The sequence below is a fragment of the Streptomyces araujoniae genome (genome assembly GCF_050871195.1).
GTDB lineage: Bacteria > Actinomycetota > Actinomycetes > Streptomycetales > Streptomycetaceae > Streptomyces > Streptomyces bacillaris.
Map to the genome: position 1 here is coordinate 7,569,057 of NZ_CP194070.1, position 17,170 is coordinate 7,586,226.

19 protein-coding genes and 1 pseudogene are annotated in these 17,170 nt (G+C 74.4%); 8 read left to right on the top strand and 12 right to left on the bottom strand.

What is annotated here, in order from left to right; genetic code table 11:
* Position 1 precedes the first annotated feature (1 nt).
* From ACQ9ZG_RS31925 to ACQ9ZG_RS31965, 9 genes are all read right to left on the bottom strand, one after another.
* On the bottom strand, positions 2-1,483 hold the full coding sequence (locus tag ACQ9ZG_RS31925) for a sugar transferase (RefSeq protein ID WP_499281507.1): 1,482 nt from the start codon (positions 1,481-1,483) through the stop codon (positions 2-4).
* Positions 1,480-2,646 carry a glycosyltransferase gene (locus tag ACQ9ZG_RS31930; RefSeq protein WP_032755802.1) on the bottom strand — a complete coding sequence of 389 codons (1,167 nt, stop codon included), beginning with the start codon at positions 2,644-2,646 and terminating at the stop codon, positions 1,480-1,482. Before ACQ9ZG_RS31930 ends, ACQ9ZG_RS31925 begins: the two co-directional genes overlap by 4 nt.
* Positions 2,647-2,971: 325 nt before the next feature.
* The gene (locus tag ACQ9ZG_RS31935) at positions 2,972-3,574 is read right to left on the bottom strand and encodes a cysteine hydrolase family protein (RefSeq protein WP_109914513.1); all 603 of its coding nucleotides are present in this window, start codon (positions 3,572-3,574) and stop codon (positions 2,972-2,974) included.
* Positions 3,575-3,770: 196 nt separating this feature from the next.
* Positions 3,771-4,820 carry a polyprenyl synthetase family protein gene (locus ACQ9ZG_RS31940; protein ID WP_028417905.1) on the bottom strand — a complete coding sequence of 350 codons (1,050 nt, stop codon included), beginning with the start codon at positions 4,818-4,820 and terminating at the stop codon, positions 3,771-3,773.
* A complete protein-coding gene (locus tag ACQ9ZG_RS31945) occupies positions 4,817-5,962 on the bottom strand; it encodes a tetratricopeptide repeat protein (RefSeq protein ID WP_109917345.1) in 1,146 nt (381 codons plus the stop codon). Before ACQ9ZG_RS31945 ends, ACQ9ZG_RS31940 begins: the two co-directional genes overlap by 4 nt.
* Positions 5,963-6,240: 278 nt before the next feature.
* Positions 6,241-6,606, bottom strand: a complete 366-nt coding sequence (locus tag ACQ9ZG_RS31950; protein ID WP_028417904.1) for a VOC family protein — start codon at positions 6,604-6,606, stop codon at positions 6,241-6,243.
* Positions 6,607-6,709: 103 nt separating this feature from the next.
* The gene (locus ACQ9ZG_RS31955; RefSeq protein WP_499281655.1) at positions 6,710-7,315 is read right to left on the bottom strand and encodes a TetR/AcrR family transcriptional regulator; all 606 of its coding nucleotides are present in this window, start codon (positions 7,313-7,315) and stop codon (positions 6,710-6,712) included.
* 137 nt (positions 7,316-7,452) lie between these two features.
* Complete coding sequence (locus ACQ9ZG_RS31960) at positions 7,453-8,133, bottom strand: DUF4166 domain-containing protein (RefSeq protein ID WP_109914826.1); 681 nt, start codon at positions 8,131-8,133, stop codon at positions 7,453-7,455.
* Positions 8,130-8,825 (bottom strand): hypothetical protein, encoded by a 696-nt coding sequence (locus ACQ9ZG_RS31965; protein WP_499281508.1) that lies wholly within the window; start codon positions 8,823-8,825, stop codon positions 8,130-8,132. The genes ACQ9ZG_RS31960 and ACQ9ZG_RS31965 overlap by 4 nt, the downstream gene beginning before the upstream one ends.
* A 148-nt stretch (positions 8,826-8,973) precedes the next feature.
* Here ACQ9ZG_RS31965 and ACQ9ZG_RS31970 point away from each other — a divergent pair, with 148 nt between their 5' ends.
* Genes ACQ9ZG_RS31970 through ACQ9ZG_RS31980 form a run of 3 tightly spaced genes read left to right on the top strand, consistent with a single transcriptional unit; the run spans position 8,974 to position 11,414 of the window.
* Entirely contained in the window at positions 8,974-9,651 is a 678-nt protein-coding gene (locus ACQ9ZG_RS31970) for an ABC transporter permease (RefSeq protein ID WP_084990443.1), read from the top strand.
* A gap of 54 nt (positions 9,652-9,705) precedes the next feature.
* Positions 9,706-10,377, top strand: coding sequence for an ABC transporter permease (locus ACQ9ZG_RS31975; RefSeq protein WP_028417899.1), 672 nt, complete (start codon positions 9,706-9,708; stop codon positions 10,375-10,377).
* On the top strand, positions 10,374-11,414 hold the full coding sequence (locus ACQ9ZG_RS31980) for an ABC transporter substrate-binding protein (RefSeq protein WP_375138346.1): 1,041 nt from the start codon (positions 10,374-10,376) through the stop codon (positions 11,412-11,414). The genes ACQ9ZG_RS31975 and ACQ9ZG_RS31980 overlap by 4 nt, the downstream gene beginning before the upstream one ends.
* Before the next feature lie 4 nt (positions 11,415-11,418).
* On the opposite strand, the pseudogene ACQ9ZG_RS31985 reads toward ACQ9ZG_RS31980, so the two are convergent.
* Positions 11,419-11,670 (bottom strand): annotated as a pseudogene (locus tag ACQ9ZG_RS31985) (hemerythrin domain-containing protein); the annotation flags it as partial.
* A 38-nt stretch (positions 11,671-11,708) separates the two neighbouring features.
* On the opposite strand from ACQ9ZG_RS31985, the gene ACQ9ZG_RS31990 reads away from it, so the two are divergent.
* Positions 11,709-12,005, top strand: coding sequence for a DUF2087 domain-containing protein (locus tag ACQ9ZG_RS31990; protein WP_109916593.1), 297 nt, complete (start codon positions 11,709-11,711; stop codon positions 12,003-12,005).
* 38 nt (positions 12,006-12,043) lie between these two features.
* Positions 12,044-12,247, top strand: a complete 204-nt coding sequence (locus ACQ9ZG_RS31995; protein ID WP_136017033.1) for a hypothetical protein — start codon at positions 12,044-12,046, stop codon at positions 12,245-12,247.
* A gap of 138 nt (positions 12,248-12,385) precedes the next feature.
* On the opposite strand, the gene ACQ9ZG_RS32000 is transcribed toward ACQ9ZG_RS31995, so the two are convergent.
* Positions 12,386-13,549, bottom strand: coding sequence for a betaine/proline/choline family ABC transporter ATP-binding protein (locus ACQ9ZG_RS32000; RefSeq protein WP_499281509.1), 1,164 nt, complete (start codon positions 13,547-13,549; stop codon positions 12,386-12,388).
* A 163-nt stretch (positions 13,550-13,712) separates the two neighbouring features.
* Between ACQ9ZG_RS32000 and ACQ9ZG_RS32005 the strand changes: the two genes are divergently transcribed.
* On the top strand, positions 13,713-15,005 hold the full coding sequence (locus ACQ9ZG_RS32005) for an alpha/beta fold hydrolase (protein ID WP_109916393.1): 1,293 nt from the start codon (positions 13,713-13,715) through the stop codon (positions 15,003-15,005).
* 18 nt (positions 15,006-15,023) lie between these two features.
* Here the strand turns inward: ACQ9ZG_RS32005 and ACQ9ZG_RS32010 are convergent, their stop codons facing one another.
* The gene (locus ACQ9ZG_RS32010; RefSeq protein ID WP_028417893.1) at positions 15,024-15,599 is read right to left on the bottom strand and encodes a rhodanese-like domain-containing protein; all 576 of its coding nucleotides are present in this window, start codon (positions 15,597-15,599) and stop codon (positions 15,024-15,026) included.
* Positions 15,600-15,774: 175 nt separating this feature from the next.
* Here ACQ9ZG_RS32010 and ACQ9ZG_RS32015 point away from each other — a divergent pair, with 175 nt between their 5' ends.
* Positions 15,775-16,509, top strand: coding sequence for a PIG-L deacetylase family protein (locus tag ACQ9ZG_RS32015; protein ID WP_018487610.1), 735 nt, complete (start codon positions 15,775-15,777; stop codon positions 16,507-16,509).
* 61 nt (positions 16,510-16,570) lie between these two features.
* Positions 16,571-17,170, top strand: coding sequence for a helix-turn-helix domain-containing protein (locus ACQ9ZG_RS32020; RefSeq protein ID WP_028417892.1), 600 nt, complete (start codon positions 16,571-16,573; stop codon positions 17,168-17,170).

Consider the following 17,170-nt stretch of genomic DNA (forward strand, 5'->3'; position numbering starts at 1 on the left):
ATCAGCTGCCTCCCAGCCGGAAGAAGGAGCCCGCGGTCCGCGCGAGCACGCACGCGTCCTGCCACAGGGACCAGGTCTCGATGTACCGGTTGTCGAACCGGGCCCGCTCCTCGATCGAGGTGTCACCGCGCAACCCGTTCACCTGCGCCAGCCCCGTGATGCCCACCGGCATCCGGTGGCGGTCCTGGTAGCCGGGGTGCGTGCGGCTGAACCGGTCGACGAAGAAGGGGCGTTCGGGGCGGGGACCGACCAGGCTCATATCCCCGCGCAGTACGTTCCACAGCTGCGGCAGCTCGTCCAGCGAGGTGCGGCGCAGCAGCCGGCCGACCCGGCTCATCCGTCCGTCCGAGGCCACGTTCCACCGGGTCGCGGACTCCTGGGCGTCGGTGGGCCGCAGCGTACGGAACTTCAGCAGGACGAACGGACGCCCGTGCCGCCCCACCCGCTCCTGCCGGAAGATGACCCCGGGCCCGTCCGAGACGCGCACGGCCAGTGCGCACACCGCCATCAGCGGGGCGACCAGCACCAGACCGACCGCCGCGAGGACGGCATCCATCATCCGCTTCGCCGCATGGCTCACCGGCCGGTGCGTGCCGTCCTGGAGCGGGTGGGCGGCGAACCCCCACAGGTGGTCCGGGCGGCCCCCGGCGGGCCGGGTGGCGACGGCGGTGTCGCCGGTGACCAGCCAGACCCGGCAGCCGTGGCCGGTGAGCAGGGCGAACAGGGCCGGACCGTCCGGCGTGGTCTCCGGCGGAGCGGTGAAGACGGCGTGCCGCACGCTGTTCTGCACCACGGCCCGCCCCACCTCCTGCGGGGAGACCAGGACCGGCAGCGGAGCACCGTCCGGCCGGGCCGGGACCTCCTCCTCGGGGGCGGCGGACGGGGCGACCCGGCCGACCGGGCGCAGCCCGTACTCGGGGTGCTCGCAGAGCGCGGCCGTCACCTGGCGGGCCACCGTGCCCTGGCCCACGACCAGCGTCGACAGGGGGTGGCGGACCGCCGCGCGGTGGCGGAGCCGGTGGACCACCGCACGGCCGCAGGCGCAGAGCACGGTCTGCACCGCCGCCGCGTACGCGAGGACCGCCCAGCCGAACGCGTGGGCGGGGGCCCAGGCGTCGAGGACCTCCATGGTCACGTACCACTGGAGCAGCGCGAGACCGAGGAGCGCGGGGACTTCGGAGAGCACCGAGGGGGAGAGCGCGAGCCGGTAGAGCCCCCGGTACGCGTGGAGCAGCACCTGCACCACCGCCTGCGCGGCGATCACGGCCCAGGGCGCTCCGGCCGGGGCGCACAGGGCGAAGGTCACGGCCAGTGCGGCCGCGTCGGCGCCGAGCAGCCGCGCGGCGGGCCCGAGCCGCACGGCGGAGCGCCCGCCGCCCAGCTCCCGGGTGGTGCCGTCGCCTCTTCGCGGCGGGTGAACCGTGTGAGCCTGTACGGCTGTTGCCTGTCCGGCGCCGGGAACCGGTGCACTCTCCATCGTCATCGCTCGGTGCGCTTCCTCATCGTGGGGCCGGACAGGGAGACAATTTCCTGGTAGAGACCGGCAACCGCCCCCGCGGTCCGTCGGACGTCGAACGCCGTCCGGGCATGGCGCAGGGCCCGGCGGGACACCGCCTCGCGCAGCTCCGGATCGGTCAGCAGCGCGGTGAGCGAGGCCGCCAGTGCCACGGGGTCCTCGGGCGGGACGAGAAGGCGGTCCTCGTCGCCCGGCGGCACGCTCTCGCGCGCCCCGCCGACCTCGCTCAGCACCACGGGCCGGCCGCAGGCCATGGCCTCCAGCGGGGCCAGCGCCATGCCTTCCCAGCGGGACGGCAGGACGACGACGTCCGCCGCGTGGATCCAGGGCCGGACGTCCGCGCTCGCCCCGGTGAACAGGACACCGGCCGGGGCCGCGCCCTCCAGGCCGGCCCGGTCGGGGCCGTCGCCCACCAGGACCAGCCGCGCCCCGGGGACATCGACGCGCCGCCAGGCGTCGAGCAGCACGTCCTGGCCCTTCTGCCGGGTCAGGCGGCCGACGCAGACGACTAGGGGGGCTTCGGGGGCGACGGCGTCGAGCAGGGGCAACGAGGCCCGGGCCGTGGCGCGGTCGGCCGGTCCGCAGGGACGGAAGCGGTCGAGGTCGATGCCGTTGTGGATCACCGACCAGTGGGCGGCGATGCCCGCCTCCTGTCCGGTGCGCCGCTCGGACTCGCTGACACAGAGGATGTGATCGGCCCACCGCGCCCCGAACCGCTCCCATCCCAGGGCCAGTTCGGCGGTACGCCCGGCCACCGCCTCGAAGGACCATGCGTGCGGCTGGAACACCGTGGGCACCTTGCCCCGGACGGCGATCCGGCCCGCCAGACCGGCCTTGGCACTGTGCGCGTGCACCACGTGCGGGGCGCAGTCGCGGACGATCCGCCGCGCGGCGGCCACCTCACCGGCCAGCCGCGCGCCCGGCGCCCGGGTGGCGGACCAGCCGCGGACCCGGGCCCCGGCGGCGGCCGCCCCGGCGGCCAGCGGGCTCCCGGGCGGGCAGGCCACCACGGGCCGCAGTCCGGCCCCGGCCTGGGCCCTGACGAGATCGGTGACGACCCTGGCCACTCCACCGTCCACGGGCTGAACCAAATGAAGGACCGTCAATTGTCTTTCTTCGGCACGACGCATGTGCAGCACGTACGGCTCTCTTCGTTCAATCCGGTGAGTAAAGCCGAAGTGCACTTTGGCAGACATGTGGCGAAATCGTGCGCGTGACTCGCTCATACGACCACGTGAGGATTACGTACACGATTCCGCTGATCAGGTGGCCCGCGAGGCCGCTCCGCGTGGCCGGGGAGGAGTCGGATTCCTGCGGTCAAAGGGCGGCGGGGAGGGCTCGGCAAGAATTCCGGAGCACGGCCGGAGAATATTGCTCCGGTCAGGTGTCACCCTGTTCGCGCACTTCGGGGGAGCCCGGTTGCCGTAGTGGATGGCGTCACCATCCGGTTGACGGTCAGGCAGTTCTATTGTCGGCAAAGGGCTCTGCGCGCATGGCCGGGAAACGTACGTCCTCGGCGTGCGCGACGACCTCCACCTCGTCCCCCAGGGCCCATTCGGCCACCCGGGACGCCATGGCCGCCGGAACGGCCTCGCTGATTCCCGGCGCGGCGGGAATGTCGTACGTGGCGTGCGCGTCGTGCGGCAGCACCACCCGGTACCCCAGCTCCAGTGCCCGGCGGGCGGTCGCGAGGACGCACATCTCCGACATCACCCCGCACACCGCGAGCGAGCCGACCCCGGCAGCTGTCAGTTCGTCGGCCAGTGAGGTCCCCTCGAAGCCGTCGTCCTCGCCCTTGCGGATCACCTTCTCCGCCGGGCCGACGCGCACCGGCAGGTGCAACTCCCAGCCGGGAGTGTGCGGTTCGTCGGGTTCTCCGTCCGGCCCGTCGTTCTGCAGATGGACGACGAGCGCCCCGGCCGCCCGGGCCCGGCGGACCAGGCCGCCCACCCGGTCCAGCAGCCGGGGCGCGTCGGGCACCGGGTGGTCTCCCGCCACGAAGGCCGACTGGAGGTCCACCACGATCAGAGCCTGTACGGGGGCGGGGAGGGGGTTCATACGGGCTCCGGCCTCTCGTGGTGGTCCGTGGTGCTCCGGCAGGGGTTTCCTGGTGCGGTGTTCATCCTTTCAGCCGGGCGGGGTTCCGGGGGCGTCCGGTGGTCCCGGCTGCCAGGGAGAGAGGGAGGGGGAGAGGGAGAGCTAGACGGTGGGGGCCCGGGAGGCATCCCCGGGCCCACCACGCGCCGGTCCCGCGTCACCCCGTGCGGTCGACCAGGAAGGGGATCAGGGTGAGCAGGTCACCCCGCGCGCCCTCGGCGAGATCCACCCCGTCCAGGCAGGCGCGGGCGGCCCGGAGGTGTTCCCGGGCCTCGGCGACCGTGGCCCGGCGCCCGCCCGCCTCGTCGACGAGCCCGGCCGTCCGGCGCAGCCCCGCCTCGTCGAGCGGGCCGGCCCCGGTGAGCACGGCCTCCAGTTGCCGGGCCGCCGGGTGGCGGGAGGACAGGGCCGCCAGGACCGGAAGGGTTTTCTTGAGCCGGCGCAGATCGCTGTGGACCGGCTTCCCCGTGAGCTGCGGATCGCCCCAGATCCCCAACAGGTCGTCCACCGCCTGGAACGCCACCCCCAGATGCCGTCCCGCCCGGTCCAGCGCGTCGGCGGTCGCCGCCGGGGCCCCCGCCAGCACCGCGCCCAGAGCGGCCGAGCAGCCGAGCAGGGAGCCGGTCTTCTGCGCGGCCATCGCCCGGTACTCGTGCGGCAGCACCGCCTCGGGCCCGGTCCACGGCCGGGACTCGAAGAGCAGGTCCTGCGCCTGACCGTGCACCAGATCGCCCAGCGCTTCCGACAGCCGCCGCACCGCCGCCGGGCCGGAGGGCCCGGGGACCTCGGCCAGGGTGCTCACGGCCAGGGCGAAGAGCGCGTCCCCCGCCAGGACCGCGGGCCCGGTGCCGTACGCCTTCCACACCGTCGGGCGGCGGCGCCGGGTCTCGTCGCCGTCCATGATGTCGTCGTGGATGAGGGAGAAGGTGTGGACCAGCTCGACGGCGACCGCGCCGGTGACCCCGTCCAGGCCGCTTCCCCCGGCGGCCTCGGCCCCCAGCACCGCGAGTGCCTGGCGGACCCCCTTGCCCTGCGAACCGGGGACCGGGGACCCGTCGACCCCGCTCCACCCCAGCGAGAAGGCGGCGGTCTCGGCGTGCCAGGGGTGGAGCCGGCGCACCGACTCGGCCAGCGCGGGCCGGACCAGCTCACGGCACCGGTCGAGTATCTCGGGAGCGGTCGCCTGACGGGTCGTGGACAGCGTCATCGGACCGGGGCCTCCTCGTGGGCGGCGGAGGCGGAGGAGGTGGGGGCGGGGCGCCCGGAGATGTGGGGGGCGTCGGAGCGGGCCGGGGCGGGGACGCCGTCCCCGTCGTCCCCCGCGCGTTCCACGCCCAGCTCCGCGTACGCCCTCTCCACCATCTCCCGGGCGTTGAGCAGCCCGATCCGGCTGAGCCTGCCGCGCAGTTCGTCGAGGTCGGCGGCGGTGGCCGCGCGGTCCCGGCCGAGCCGGGCCCGTGCCTTGACCAGGCCGAGGGCCGCCAGCGCCTCGCCCCGGGGCTCGGTCATCGCGCGGAACTCCCCGAGCGCCTGCTCGTAGACCTCGCGGGCCTCCTCGTACCGCCCGGCGCGGAAGAGCACGTTCGCCCGCATCTTGTGGTTGTAGGCGAGTGCGCTGGAGAGCTTCATCTCCCGGCAGGTGACCTCGGCCTCGGAGAGCAGGGCGAGGGCGCGTTCCGTCCCGCCGTCCCGGAGGGAAACGATGTCAGCGATGCCGCGCAGGGCCCAGGCCCGGCCCCGCCGGTCGTCCGCGCCGCCCGCGAGCGCTGCCGCCTCCTCGAACATGGCCAGGGCCGAGTCGAGCCGGCCGGTGTTGCGGTGGATCTGCGCGATCCCCTCCAGCGCCCACACCGTGTGGCGCGCCTCGCCCCGGGCGCGGGCCTCCGAGAGAAGCTGCTCGTGCAGGGTGGCGACGGTCGCGTAGTCGCCCTGGATGCGCCCGGTCTCGGCCAGCCCGGCGAGCGAGTAGCCGCGCGCCACCACGTCCCCGCCCTGCTTGCCGAGCTCGGCGGCGAGCCCCAGCAGCCGGAACGCGAGCCGCAGCGAACCCCGTTGGCGCGCCAGCGTGCCTCCGCTCCACAGCGCCCAGGCCATCGCACCGGTCGCCCCGGCCGAGCGCGCGGCGCGATAGCTGGCCTTCCATGCCCGGTCCGCCTCCTCCACCTGGCCCAGTCGGCGGTGCGCCTCGGCCACGGCGAGCCCGGTCCGGGCCACCTCCTCCTGGGAGCCGGACCGTTCGGCCTGTTCCAGATGCCGTACGCCTTCGGCCAGGACATCGGTGAGGGAGGCGTTCACCGACATCTTGGTGAGCGCGCCCTGGTACTCGGGCGCCAGTGCCTTGGTCTGCATGGGGGCCTTCCGCGCGGTGGCCGGGCCGTCGGCGGCCACTATGCCCCATGTGTATACATGGAGTGCATAGTGGGCCGGTTCTCCGGGCCCGGTACAGGTGGGGGCGGACGCCGCCCTGCCTGGGCGGCGAACCGTTCTGTCAGTGATCAAGACGGCGGCGGGGCACCGGGGGTTGCTCGCACCGCGCAGAAGGTTGCCTGAACCTTCCCGGCACGTTTCACCGGAACCTCCGCGGTACGTCTCATCGGTGTTCCGGCCGCGGTGGAGGCCCGCAGGCGTCAGCGGACGCCCGGCGGTTCGTGCAGGCCGAAGGGGGAGCCCTGGTCGTCGCGGCAGAGCCGGAACCGCCCGAACCGGGCGGCCGACTCGTCGTCCTCGCCGGGGGCGCCGCCCTGCACGCTGCCGCCCAGCTCACGCACCTGCGCCACCGCGGCCGCCATGTCGTCGACCCGAAAGAAGAGGTACGGCCCCGCCCCCGGATCGCCGCCGTGGACGCCGCCCTGTCCGCTGGGCGTCCCGATCGCGTAACCGCCCCCGCCCGAGGGGCCCGGCTCGAAGTGCCAGCCGAACAGTGCGCCGTAGAACGCCCGGGCCTTCTCCGGATCGGCCACCCCGAGTTCGAAGAACGAGATCTCACCGGCCATCGCGGGTACCTGCCGTCCGTCTGCCGTATCCGGTGGGGCGTGTGTGTCCCTTCTTCCACCGTACGGCGGCGGATCGGCCCGCGCAGTGCCGTGCCCCGGCCCGCTACCCCGTGCCCGTGCGCCGGAGCCGGTGGCGTACCGCGCGCCGCGCCACCGGGCCCAGCTCGTCCAGGACGGCCGCCAGCCCGGCGAGCTGCTCCAGGGCGTCGAAGGCCCGCACCGCGCCCTCCGGGTCGACCCCCTCGTACAGCTCCAGGCCGACGAACGACCCGGCCACCACGCGCGCGAGCCCCGCCGGATCGGTGAACTCGCCCAGCGGGGAGCCCGCCAGGACGCGTACGAGCACCTTCTCGATCTCGGCGGTCCACAGGTCGAGCCCGGCCGCGGTGGCGGGTGCCAGCCGGGGCTGGGTCTGGGCGCCGGCCAGGAGCTGGGCGAGGAAGGCGACCTGGCCGCCCGCCCGCTCCCGCTCGTGCAGCTCCCGACCGCACTCGACCAGTTCGGCGAGGGTGGTGACGGCGGCGAGCCGGTCGCGGTGGAGGGCCACGCGCTGCTCGGCGCCGTACCGGCAGGCCGCCGCGAGCAGTTCGTCGACGGAGCCGAAGTGGTAGAAGACCAGCGCCTGGTTGACCCCGGCCGCCGCCGCCACCGAGCGGGCGGAGGTCTTGGCGATGCCCTGCTCGGCGAGCGTGCGCAGGGCGCCTTCCAGGAGTTTGACCCGGGTGTCGGCCCCGGTCGGCCTCCTGGTGCCGGGAGCGCTCCCGGCCGGCCCTCCGGCGTCGGCGGCTCCCGGGCCGTTCCCCGCCGCGTCCTTCACCGGCCGGCCGTTCCCGCCTCCCTCGCCGCTCACGCCCGGGCCTCCTCGCGTACGGGGCGGAGACCGGCGCGCACGCCGTGGCGCAGCGCGTCCACGTAGCGGGCGCGGAACGTTCCCTCGTAGCCGAAGAGCGGCCCGAAGCGCCGGTTCACCACCCGGACCCGGATACGGAAGCGCCCCGTCGCGTCGTCGAAGGACTCGCGCACCTCGGCCTCGCCGCCGATCAGCTCCGGGACCCGCAGATCGAAAGGGCCCTCGCGGAAACGGTGTTCCCCCGAGCGGATCAGCAGCGAGCCGTCGGGCTCGGCGCTGAGCCGCAGGTCGGTGGCGAGGTGCTGGTGGGTGCCCAGGTAGTCGAGGACGCAGGACCGCTCGGGGCTGTGCACCATCGTGGCGTCGAAGCGGCGCGGGCCGCGGGGGAGCGCGAACGTGCGGACGAAGGTCACGGTCTCGCGGCCGTACCCGTCGACGTACGGGATGTTCTCGATGGTGAACGGCACATCGCGGCCGGTCCGGGGCACCAGGATGTTGCGGGTGGCGCCGAGTGCCAGGAACGGCTTCACGAAGGCGCGGCCGTGCCAGATCCGGTCCATGGAACCACGCCCGACGCACGCCTCCCCGCTCTCCAGGCCGACCGAGAAGCGCCGGCGCAGCTGGGGGTGGAGCCGGTCGAAGTCGTCGCCCATCGCGCGGCGGAAGATCGAGGTCACGGGCGCTCCAGTCGGGTGAGGAGGGAAGGGGGTGCGGCGGCCGTCCGGCCGGGCGGTCTGCGCAGACAGCGCCGGGCGGCCGGGGTGACGGGCAGCGGTGGAACGAGCAGCGCGGCGAGTGCGGCGGGGAGGGCGGCGGCCGGGCCGAGCGGCAGGGCGGCCACCACCAGCGCCACCCGCACCACCGCCTCACCGAGGGCGTACGCGAGGGAGCGTGCCGGGCTGGTCCCGCGCTCGCACCAGAGCCGCAGCCGGTCGAAGGACCAGGCGGTGGCCCACCCCATCAGGGGCCGGAACACCAGGCGGTCCGCGACCGCCCCGAACCGGCCCCAGCGGGTCCGGTAGTCGTACCCGGTGAGGAAGCGGATGCCGTCGGGCGTGGGGACGTAGCGCCAGTAACCGCTGCCCTCGGCCAGCGGGGAGAGCCGCTGCGGAGAGGCGAAGCGCAGGGCCGAGACCCGCTCGCCGTCCGCCCGGTGCCGCTCGCCCGCGTTGGTGCCGGTCCCCGCCACGGTGACGAAGGGCAGCACCCGGGTCGCGTAACGGAAGCGCTGCCCGTCCCCGGGGCCGCCGGGGAGCGGGCTGATCTCGGTGAACCGCAGGTCCCACCGCTGGTGGAGCGCGGGCTCCTGGGTCCGCTCCCACAGCAGCTCCGGATCGGTGCGGATCAGCGCCTCGATGTACAGCCCCATGCCTGCCCCCCGACGGCCGCGATGGGTTGAGCGAGTGCTCAACCGCTTAGTGCCCGGGACGCTACCAGGTGGTTGAGCACTCGCTCAACCACCCCCGGACGGGCGAACAGGAGGAGCGGCGGACCCCCGGCCGGGCTGGAATGGGCGGGTGACGGCACCCCCGGACGACTGCCTCGCACGCAACGAGTGGATCTGCGGCGCCTACCTCTCCAGCCGCCGGGAGATCCTCTGGGACGCTGCCCTCCAGCACGTCCAGCTCACCGTGCTCGCCGTGGCCATCGGGCTGGCCCTCGCCCTCCCGCTCGCCCTCGCCGCCCGCCGCTGGCGATGGGCCGCCGGTCCCGTGCTGGGGTTGACGACGGTCCTCTACACCATCCCGTCGCTGGCCATGTTCTCGCTGCTGCTGCCGCTGTACGGACTCTCCGCCGCGCTCGTCGTCGCCGGGCTCGTCCTGTACTCGCTGACCCTGCTGGTCCGCAACATCCTCGCCGGGCTCCGGGCCGTACCCGAGGAGACCCGGCAGGCCGCGCGGGGCATGGGGTACGGGCCGCTGCGGCTGCTCCTCGCCGTGGAGCTGCCGCTCGCCCTCCCCGCCGCCATGGCCGGACTGCGGATCGCCACCGTCTCGGCCGTCTCGCTCGTCACCGTGGGGGCGATCGTCGGCTACGGAGGGCTCGGCAATCTCATCTACTCCGGCATGAACACCTACTTCAAGGCCCAGGTGCTCACCGCCTCCGTGCTCTGCGTCGTCATCGCGGTCGCCGCCGACCTGCTCCTCCTGGGGGCACAGCGGCTGCTGACCCCCTGGACGCGGAGGCGGGCATGAGCGTGCGGCGGAAGGCGAGGCGGGCATGAGCGCCGCGCGAGAGGCGAGGCAGACGTGAACACGCTCTCCGAGACCTGGTCCTGGCTCACCACGGCCACCCACTGGTCCGGCCCCGACGGGATCGGGAGCCGGCTCGGCGAACACCTCTTCCTCACCGTCGTCTGCCTGCTCATCAGCTGCCTGATCGCCCTGCCGGTCGCCCTCGTCCTCGGCCATCTCGGCAAGGGCGGCGCGCTCGCCGTCAACCTCTCCAACATCGGCCGGGCCGTCCCCACCTTCGCCGTCCTCGTCCTGCTGCTGCTCACCCCGATCGGCACGTACGGCCAGTGGTCGACGATCATCGCCCTCGTCCTCTTCGCCGTGCCGCCGCTGCTCACCAACGCCTACGTCGGGATGCGCGAGGTGGACCGCGATGTCGTGCGGGCCGCCCGGGGCATGGGCATGACCGGCCGCCAACTGCTGTGGAGCGTGGAGCTGCCGCTCGCCCTGCCGCTGATCCTCACCGGCGTCCGGATCGCCGCCGTGCAACTGGTCGCCACCGCCACCCTCGCCGCCCTGGCCGGTGGCGGCGGGCTCGGCCGGATCATCACCGCGGGGTTCAACCTCGCCTCCACCCCGCAGGTGGTGGCCGGGGCGATCCTGGTCGCGGTCTTCGCCCTGCTCGTCGAGAGCCTCTTCGAGGCGGGGCAGCGGCTGGCGCCCCGCCGGGGCAGGGAGGCCGTATGACCCCGGACCGAGCCACGACCCCGGACCGAGCCACGACCCCGAGCCCCGCCACGATCCCGGACCGGGCCGCGACCCTGAGTCGCGCCCTCGCCCGGCGGGCGGTCGCGGGGCTCGTCGTCCTGACCGCCACCGCCACCGCCTGTGCCACGGGCCCCAGCCTGGAGAACCGGGGAGAGGTCACCGCACCGCCCGGCGACAGCAGGGAACTGACCATCGGCTCGGCCGGATTCACCGAGAGCGACCTGCTGGCCCAGCTCTACGCCCTGCTGCTGGAGCGCGCCGGATACGCGGCCGACATCCTCTCCGTGACCAACCGGGAGATCTACGAACCCGCCCTGGAGAGCGGTCAGATCGACGTCGTGCCGGAGTACGCGGCGACCTTCGCCGACTGGCTGAACGCCAAGGCCAACGGGGCCGACGCCACCCCCGTGGGGTCGCCCGACCTCGCCGCCACCATGAAGGCGCTGCGGGCGCTCGCCGCCCCGCGCGGGCTCACCGTGCTCGACCCCGGCCGGGCCGTCGACCAGAACGCCTTCGCCGTCGCCGCCTCCTACGCGCGGAAGCACGGTCTCAGGACGCTGAGCGACCTCGGCGCGGCGAAGCTCCCGGTGCGCCTCGCGGCGGGCGACGAGTGCGTACAACGCCCCTACTGCGCCCCCGGGTTGCGGAAGACGTACGGCATCGACATCGTCGCCGTCGACCCCAAGGGCGTCGGCACCACCCCGGCCAAGCAGGCCGTCCAGAACGGCCAGGACCAGATGGTGCTGACCACCACCACCGACGCCACGCTCGACCGGTTCGGGCTGGTCCTACTGGCGGACGACAAGAAGCTCCAGAACGCGGACTACGTGGTCCCGGTCGTCAACCGGGCCCGCGCCGGGAGCGACCGGGTGCGCGACGCCCTCGGCCGGCTCAACACCGTCCTGACCACGGCCGACCTGGCGTCCATGAACCAACAGGTCGACAGCTGGCGCAGGCTGCCCGAAGACGTCGCGCGGAACTACCTGGAGTCGAAGAAGCTCATCCCGAAGGAGTGAGCACTCACGGCGCGGGCGGCCACGGCACGTCCGTCAGCAGGGGCAGGATCTCGGCCTCCTCATAGGCGAGATGAGCTGTCAACTGCTCGGTCATCCGCTCCAGTTCGGCGCGGAAGCGGTCCGGCTCCGCGATGGCGACTCCCGCCGGCAGTGCCGCCAGCGCCGCCTGCACGGCGGCGATGGACCGGTGCTCCTCCCGGAGCCGTTCGAAGACCGGGCGGAGGTGGGGGCGGTACCCCTCCATCGCCGGGAAAACGCGTTGCCCGCTCGCCGGGCGGCTGCGAGGGTCGGGGCATGTCCCTCCACGAGACCCTCCCGCCGCAGCCCTCCGTCCGCCGTGCGCACCAGGTCACCGCCCTCTTCTCGCACGGCCGCCTGACCACGATCCCCCGCAGGCGGGCCCGGCTGGAGCAGTTGCTGACGCACCTCGCCGGGACGCTGTTCGAGCCCGACCGCCCGTACACCGAGCGGGAGGTCAACGAGGCGCTGCTCACCGTCCACGAGGACTGCTCGGCGCTGCGGCGCCATCTGGTCGAGGGCGGGCTGCTGGCCCGTACCCGGGACGGCAGCAGCTACCGGCGCGTGGGGTGACGTCCGGCCCCAGTGGGCCCGGGTGAGATCCTGACCTCATGGGGATCTTGCGCAAGGCGTGCACCCGGTGCACGCGACGGGGGCGGCTGCGGCGAGGTGTATGCCGCCGTTGCCGGCTGAAGGAACACGGAGCGGAGGCGGCCGACGCGGGTAGCGATGTGGCGGAGGTCGTGGTGGAGACCGGGGCGCTCGGGGTGATAGGCCGTGCGTTCGGTGCGCTCGTCCGCGCCCTGCTCAACTGACCGCCCCCTCAACTGACCGCCCCCCTCAAGGGAGACACGAGGGCTCCCTCAAGAGGAGACACGAGGGGCGACCGGAGCCCGGAGATCGCTTCCGCCCCGGCCGCCCCTGATCACCCAGGACCCCGGCCGGCCGCCCTCTCACGCGTCCGCCACCGAGTCGAAGTCCACCTCCTCGCGCCCCACGCCCTGCGCGTCCGCGTCCACCGACCGGCGCAGCGCCTCATGGAGCTTCGCCGGTGTCAGGACCCCCAGGAACCGGTCCCCGTCCAGCACCGCCACCCACCCCGCGTCGTGCTGGAGCATCTCGCTGAACGCCTGCTTCAGCGGGGCGCCCACCGGCACCCACGCCTCCATCCGGCGGGCCAGCGCGCCCACCGTCCCCCGCTCCCCGGCCGACCGCAGCGCGTCCGCCGCCACCCAGCCGTGCAGCTCGCCCGTCGTGCCCAGCACCACCGCCCACCGGGCCCCCGCCGCCCGCAGCCGGTCCGCGGCCACCGCCGCCGACTCGTCCAGCCGGGCCACCGGAGGCTCCTCCAGGTCCTCCGCCTCGATCGCGGTCACCGACAGCCGTTTCAGCCCCCGGTCCGAACCCACGAACTGCGCCACGTACGGGGTCGCCGGGGTGCCGAGCACGGCGGCCGGGGTGTCCAGCTGCTCGATGCGCCCCTTCCCGTACACCGCGATGCGGTCGCCCATCCGGACCGCCTCCTCGATGTCGTGCGTGACCATGAGGACCGTCTTGCGCACCCGCTCCTGGAGGGCCAGGAACTCGTTCTGCAGCCGTTCCCGCACCACCGGGTCCACCGCCCCGAACGGCTCGTCCATCAGCAGCACCGGCGGATCGGCCGCCAGCGCCCGCGCCACACCCACCCGCTGGCGCTGGCCGCCCGAGAGCTGGGCCGGATAGCGCGGGCCGTACGTCTTCGGGTCCAGCCCCACCAGGTCCAGCAGCTCCGCCGCCCGTTCCCGGGCCCGCGCCCGCTTCCAGCCCACCAGCGCGGGGACGGTCGCGGTGTTGTCCAGGACCGTGCGGTGCGGGAAGAGGCCCACCTGCTGGATCACATAGCCGATGCGGCGGCGCAGCCTCACCGGGTCGACCCCGGCGATGTCCTCGCCGTCCACCAGGATCCGGCCCGAGGTCGGCTCGATCAGCCGGTTCACCATCATCATCGTGGTCGTCTTGCCGCACCCCGACGGGCCGACGAGCGTCATCAGCTCGCCCTCCGCCACCTCGAAGGAGAGCCCGTCGACCGCCGTCGTGCCGTCCGGATAGACCTTGCCGACCTGCTCGAACCGGATCATGTCCGCACAGTAGGAGCGCCCCGGGCGCGGCGCACACGGGCCGGGACCGTCCGGGGCACCCGTCCGCCACATCGCCGTGGCCGCCCCTTCGCCGTACACCACCGGCCATGTGCTGGACTGGGCCTTCGACCAGGACCGCCCGGCCCCCGACCCAGGAGCATCCGTGACCAGCTACCGCCAGCCCGGCGTCGTCCTCACCGACCGGCGCTTCACCGTCCCCCTCGACCACAGCGACCCCGGCGGGGAGCGGATCGAGGTGTACGGGCGCGAGGCCGTGGCCGCCGGGCGCTCCGGTGAGGCCCTGCCCTGGCTCGTCTATCTGGAGGGCGGCCCCGGCTTCGGCGCCCGCCGGTTCACCGGCACCGAGGCCTGGCTCGGCCGGGCCCTGCGCGAGTTCCGGGTGCTCCTGCTCGACCAGCGCGGCACCGGCCTGTCCACCCCCGCCAACCGGCAGACCCTCCCGCTCCGCGGCGGCCCCCGCGAGCAGGCCGACTACCTGGCCCACTTCCGCTCCGACGCCATCGTCCGCGACTGCGAGGCCATCCGGCGGCAGGTCACCGGCGGTGCCCCCTGGACCGTCCTCGGCCAGTCCTTCGGCGGGTTCTGCGCGGTCCGCTATCTCTCCTCGGCACCCGAGGGGCTCGCGGCGGTCCTCATCACGGGCGGACTGCCCTCGCTGGAGGCACACGCGGACGACGTCTACCGGGCCGCCTACCCCCGTATCGAACGGAAGGTCGCCGCGCACTACGCCCGCTACCCGCAGGACGTCGACCGGGCCCGTGCCATCGCCCGGCACCTCGCCGAGCACCGCCCCGAGAGCGCCGGCCACCGGCTGACCCCTGAGCTGTTCCAGTCGCTCGGCATCCTGCTCGGCACCGGAAGCGGCAGCCACCAGCTCCACTACCTGCTGGAGAACGCGTTCGTCCGCACCCCGCACGGCACCGAACTCTCCGACACCTTCCAGGAGGGCCTGCGCTCCGCCACCTCCTTCGCCGGGCACCCGCTCTACGCCCTGCTCCACGAGGCGATCTACGCACAGGGCCCCCGCGCCACCGGCTGGGCCGCCGACCGCGTACGCGCCGAGTTCCCCCGGTTCGACGCGGCCACGGCCCTGGCGGGCGGGCCGCTCCTCTTCACCGGGGAGACCATCCACCCCTGGCACTTCGAGGCCGACCCGGCGCTCCGCCCGCTGCGCGAGACCGCCGAACTCCTCGCGACGCGGACCGACTGGCCCGTCCTCTACGACCCCGAGCGGCTCGCCGCCAACGAGGTGCCCGTCGCCGCGGCCGTCTACCACGACGACATGTACGTCGACACCGGCCACTCGCTGCGCACCGCCGCCGCGATCCGGGGGCTGCGCACCTGGGTGACGAACGAGTACGAGCACGACGGCGTCCGGGCCGGCGGACCGCGCGTCCTCGACCGGCTGCTGGCGCTGGTCAGGGGCGAAGCCTGACCGGCGGCGCGGCGGACGTCAGCGCTGGAGCGCCTCCAGCGTGGCGCCCAGATCCGTGGTGCCGGAGCGCGAGGCCCGGTTGTACGGCAGCTTCGACAGGGCGGAGGCCATGCCGCAGGTGTTGGTGACGGCCGAGAAGACCAGGCCCGAACCGATACCGGCGGAGAGCCAGCGCGCGGCCGGGAAGCGGATGCCCGCCACCAGCCCGGCCACCACCAGCGAACCGGCCGCCAGCCGCACCTGCCGCTCCATCGGCCAGACCGCGCGGGCACCCTCCGGCCGGTCCAGGCCACGGCCGTCGCCCTCCCAGGCGGAGGTGCCGCCGGTCAGCGTCACGGCCTCGATGTCCGCGCCCGCCAGGATCTCGCAGGCCCGGGTGGAACGGACCCCGGAGGCGCACACCACCAGAAGCGAACCACGTGCCGAGGCCGACTTCAGGGCGGGCAGGGCCTCGGGCAGCTTGTCGAGCGGGATGTTCAGCGCGCCCGGCACATGGCCGGCGGCGTACTCGCCGGGGGCCCGTACGTCGATGACGGTGAACTCCTCCAGACGGGCTGCGGCCTGGGCGGGGGAGAGGGAGGCGGGGGTGGTCACGGGTGGGGGTTCCTTTCGACGGCCGGACGGGCGGCGGGAGGTCCGGGGACTCGTACGTGTCCCCGGACCGGCCACTACGTTTCTCCAGCACCGTACGGCCGACCCGCATTCCCCTCTCGTACCCCCGGACCCACGGGTCACGGCCCCCTCGCATGATCGTCGGTAGCCTGCCCGTATGACCCAGCAGCGACTCGAACCCCTGCCCACCGACTGGAGCCGCGCCCTCGCGGTGGTCGCCCACCCGGACGACCTGGAGTACGGCGCGGCCGCGGCCGTCGCCGAGTGGACCGACGGCGGCCGCGAGGTCGTCTACCTCCTCGCCACCCGGGGCGAGGCCGGGATCGACAGCCTGCCGCCCGCCGAGTGCGCCCCGCTGCGCGAGCGGGAGCAGCGGGCGAGCGCGGCCGTCGTCGGAGTCCGTACGGTCGAGTTCCTCGACCACCGGGACGGGGTGATCGAGTACGGCACCGCCCTGCGCCGCGACATCGCCGCCGCCATCCGCCGCCACCGCCCCGAACTCGTCGTCACCCTCAACCACCGCGACACCTGGGGCGGTGTCGCCTGGAACACCCCCGACCACCGGGCGGTCGGCCGGGCCACGCTGGACGCGGTGGCCGACGCGGGCAACCGGTGGATCTTCCCGGAGCTGACCGAACAGGGGCTGGAGCCCTGGGGCGGGGTGCGCTGGAGCGCCGTGGCGGGCAGCGACCGGCCCACGCACGCCGTGGACGCGACGGCCGGCTTCGAGCGCTCCGTGCAGTCGCTGCTCGAACACCGCACCTACATCGAGGCGCTGACCGAGCAGGCGCCGGAGAAGTACTGCCGCTCCTTCCTGGAGGGGATGGTGGGCGCCGCGGCCGACCGCTTCGGCGGCCGTCCGGCCGTCACCTTCGAGGTCTTCTCCCACTGACCGGGCGGTCGGCCGGAGAAGCGGGATTGACAAAGCGGGTTGCCGATTCTGCAATGGCGGTATGAAGGAACACGACCGGGCCGACCCCGGACTCGACGCCGTGCTCACCGGGGTCGGCCCCCGGCTCCGCCGCCTGCGCAAGGACCGGGGCGTCACCCTCTCCGCGCTCTCCGCCGCGACCGGGATCTCCGTCTCCACGCTCTCCCGGCTGGAGTCCGGCGGGCGCCGCCCCAGCCTGGAGCTGCTGCTCCCGATCGCCCGCGCCCACGAGGTCCCGCTCGACGACCTGGTGGGCGCCCCGCCCGTCGGGGACCCCCGGGTGCGGGCCGAGCCGATCGTGCGGCACGGGCGGACGATGGTGCCGCTGACCGCCCGGCCCGGCGGACTCCAGGCGTACAAGATGGTGCAGGAGGCCGGGAGCGGCGAGGAGCCGGAGCAGCGGACGCACGAGGGGTACGAGTGGCTGTTCGTGCTCTCCGGGAAGCTGCGGCTGCTCCTGGCCGAGCACGATCTCGTGCTGGAGCCGGGCGAGGCCGCCGAGTTCGACACCCGGCTGCCGCACTGGTTCGGGCCCGCGGGGGACGGGCCGGTGGAGTTCCTGAGCCTGTTCGGGCCGCAGGGCGAGCGGATGCACGTACGGGCGAAGCCGAAGCGGGGGTGA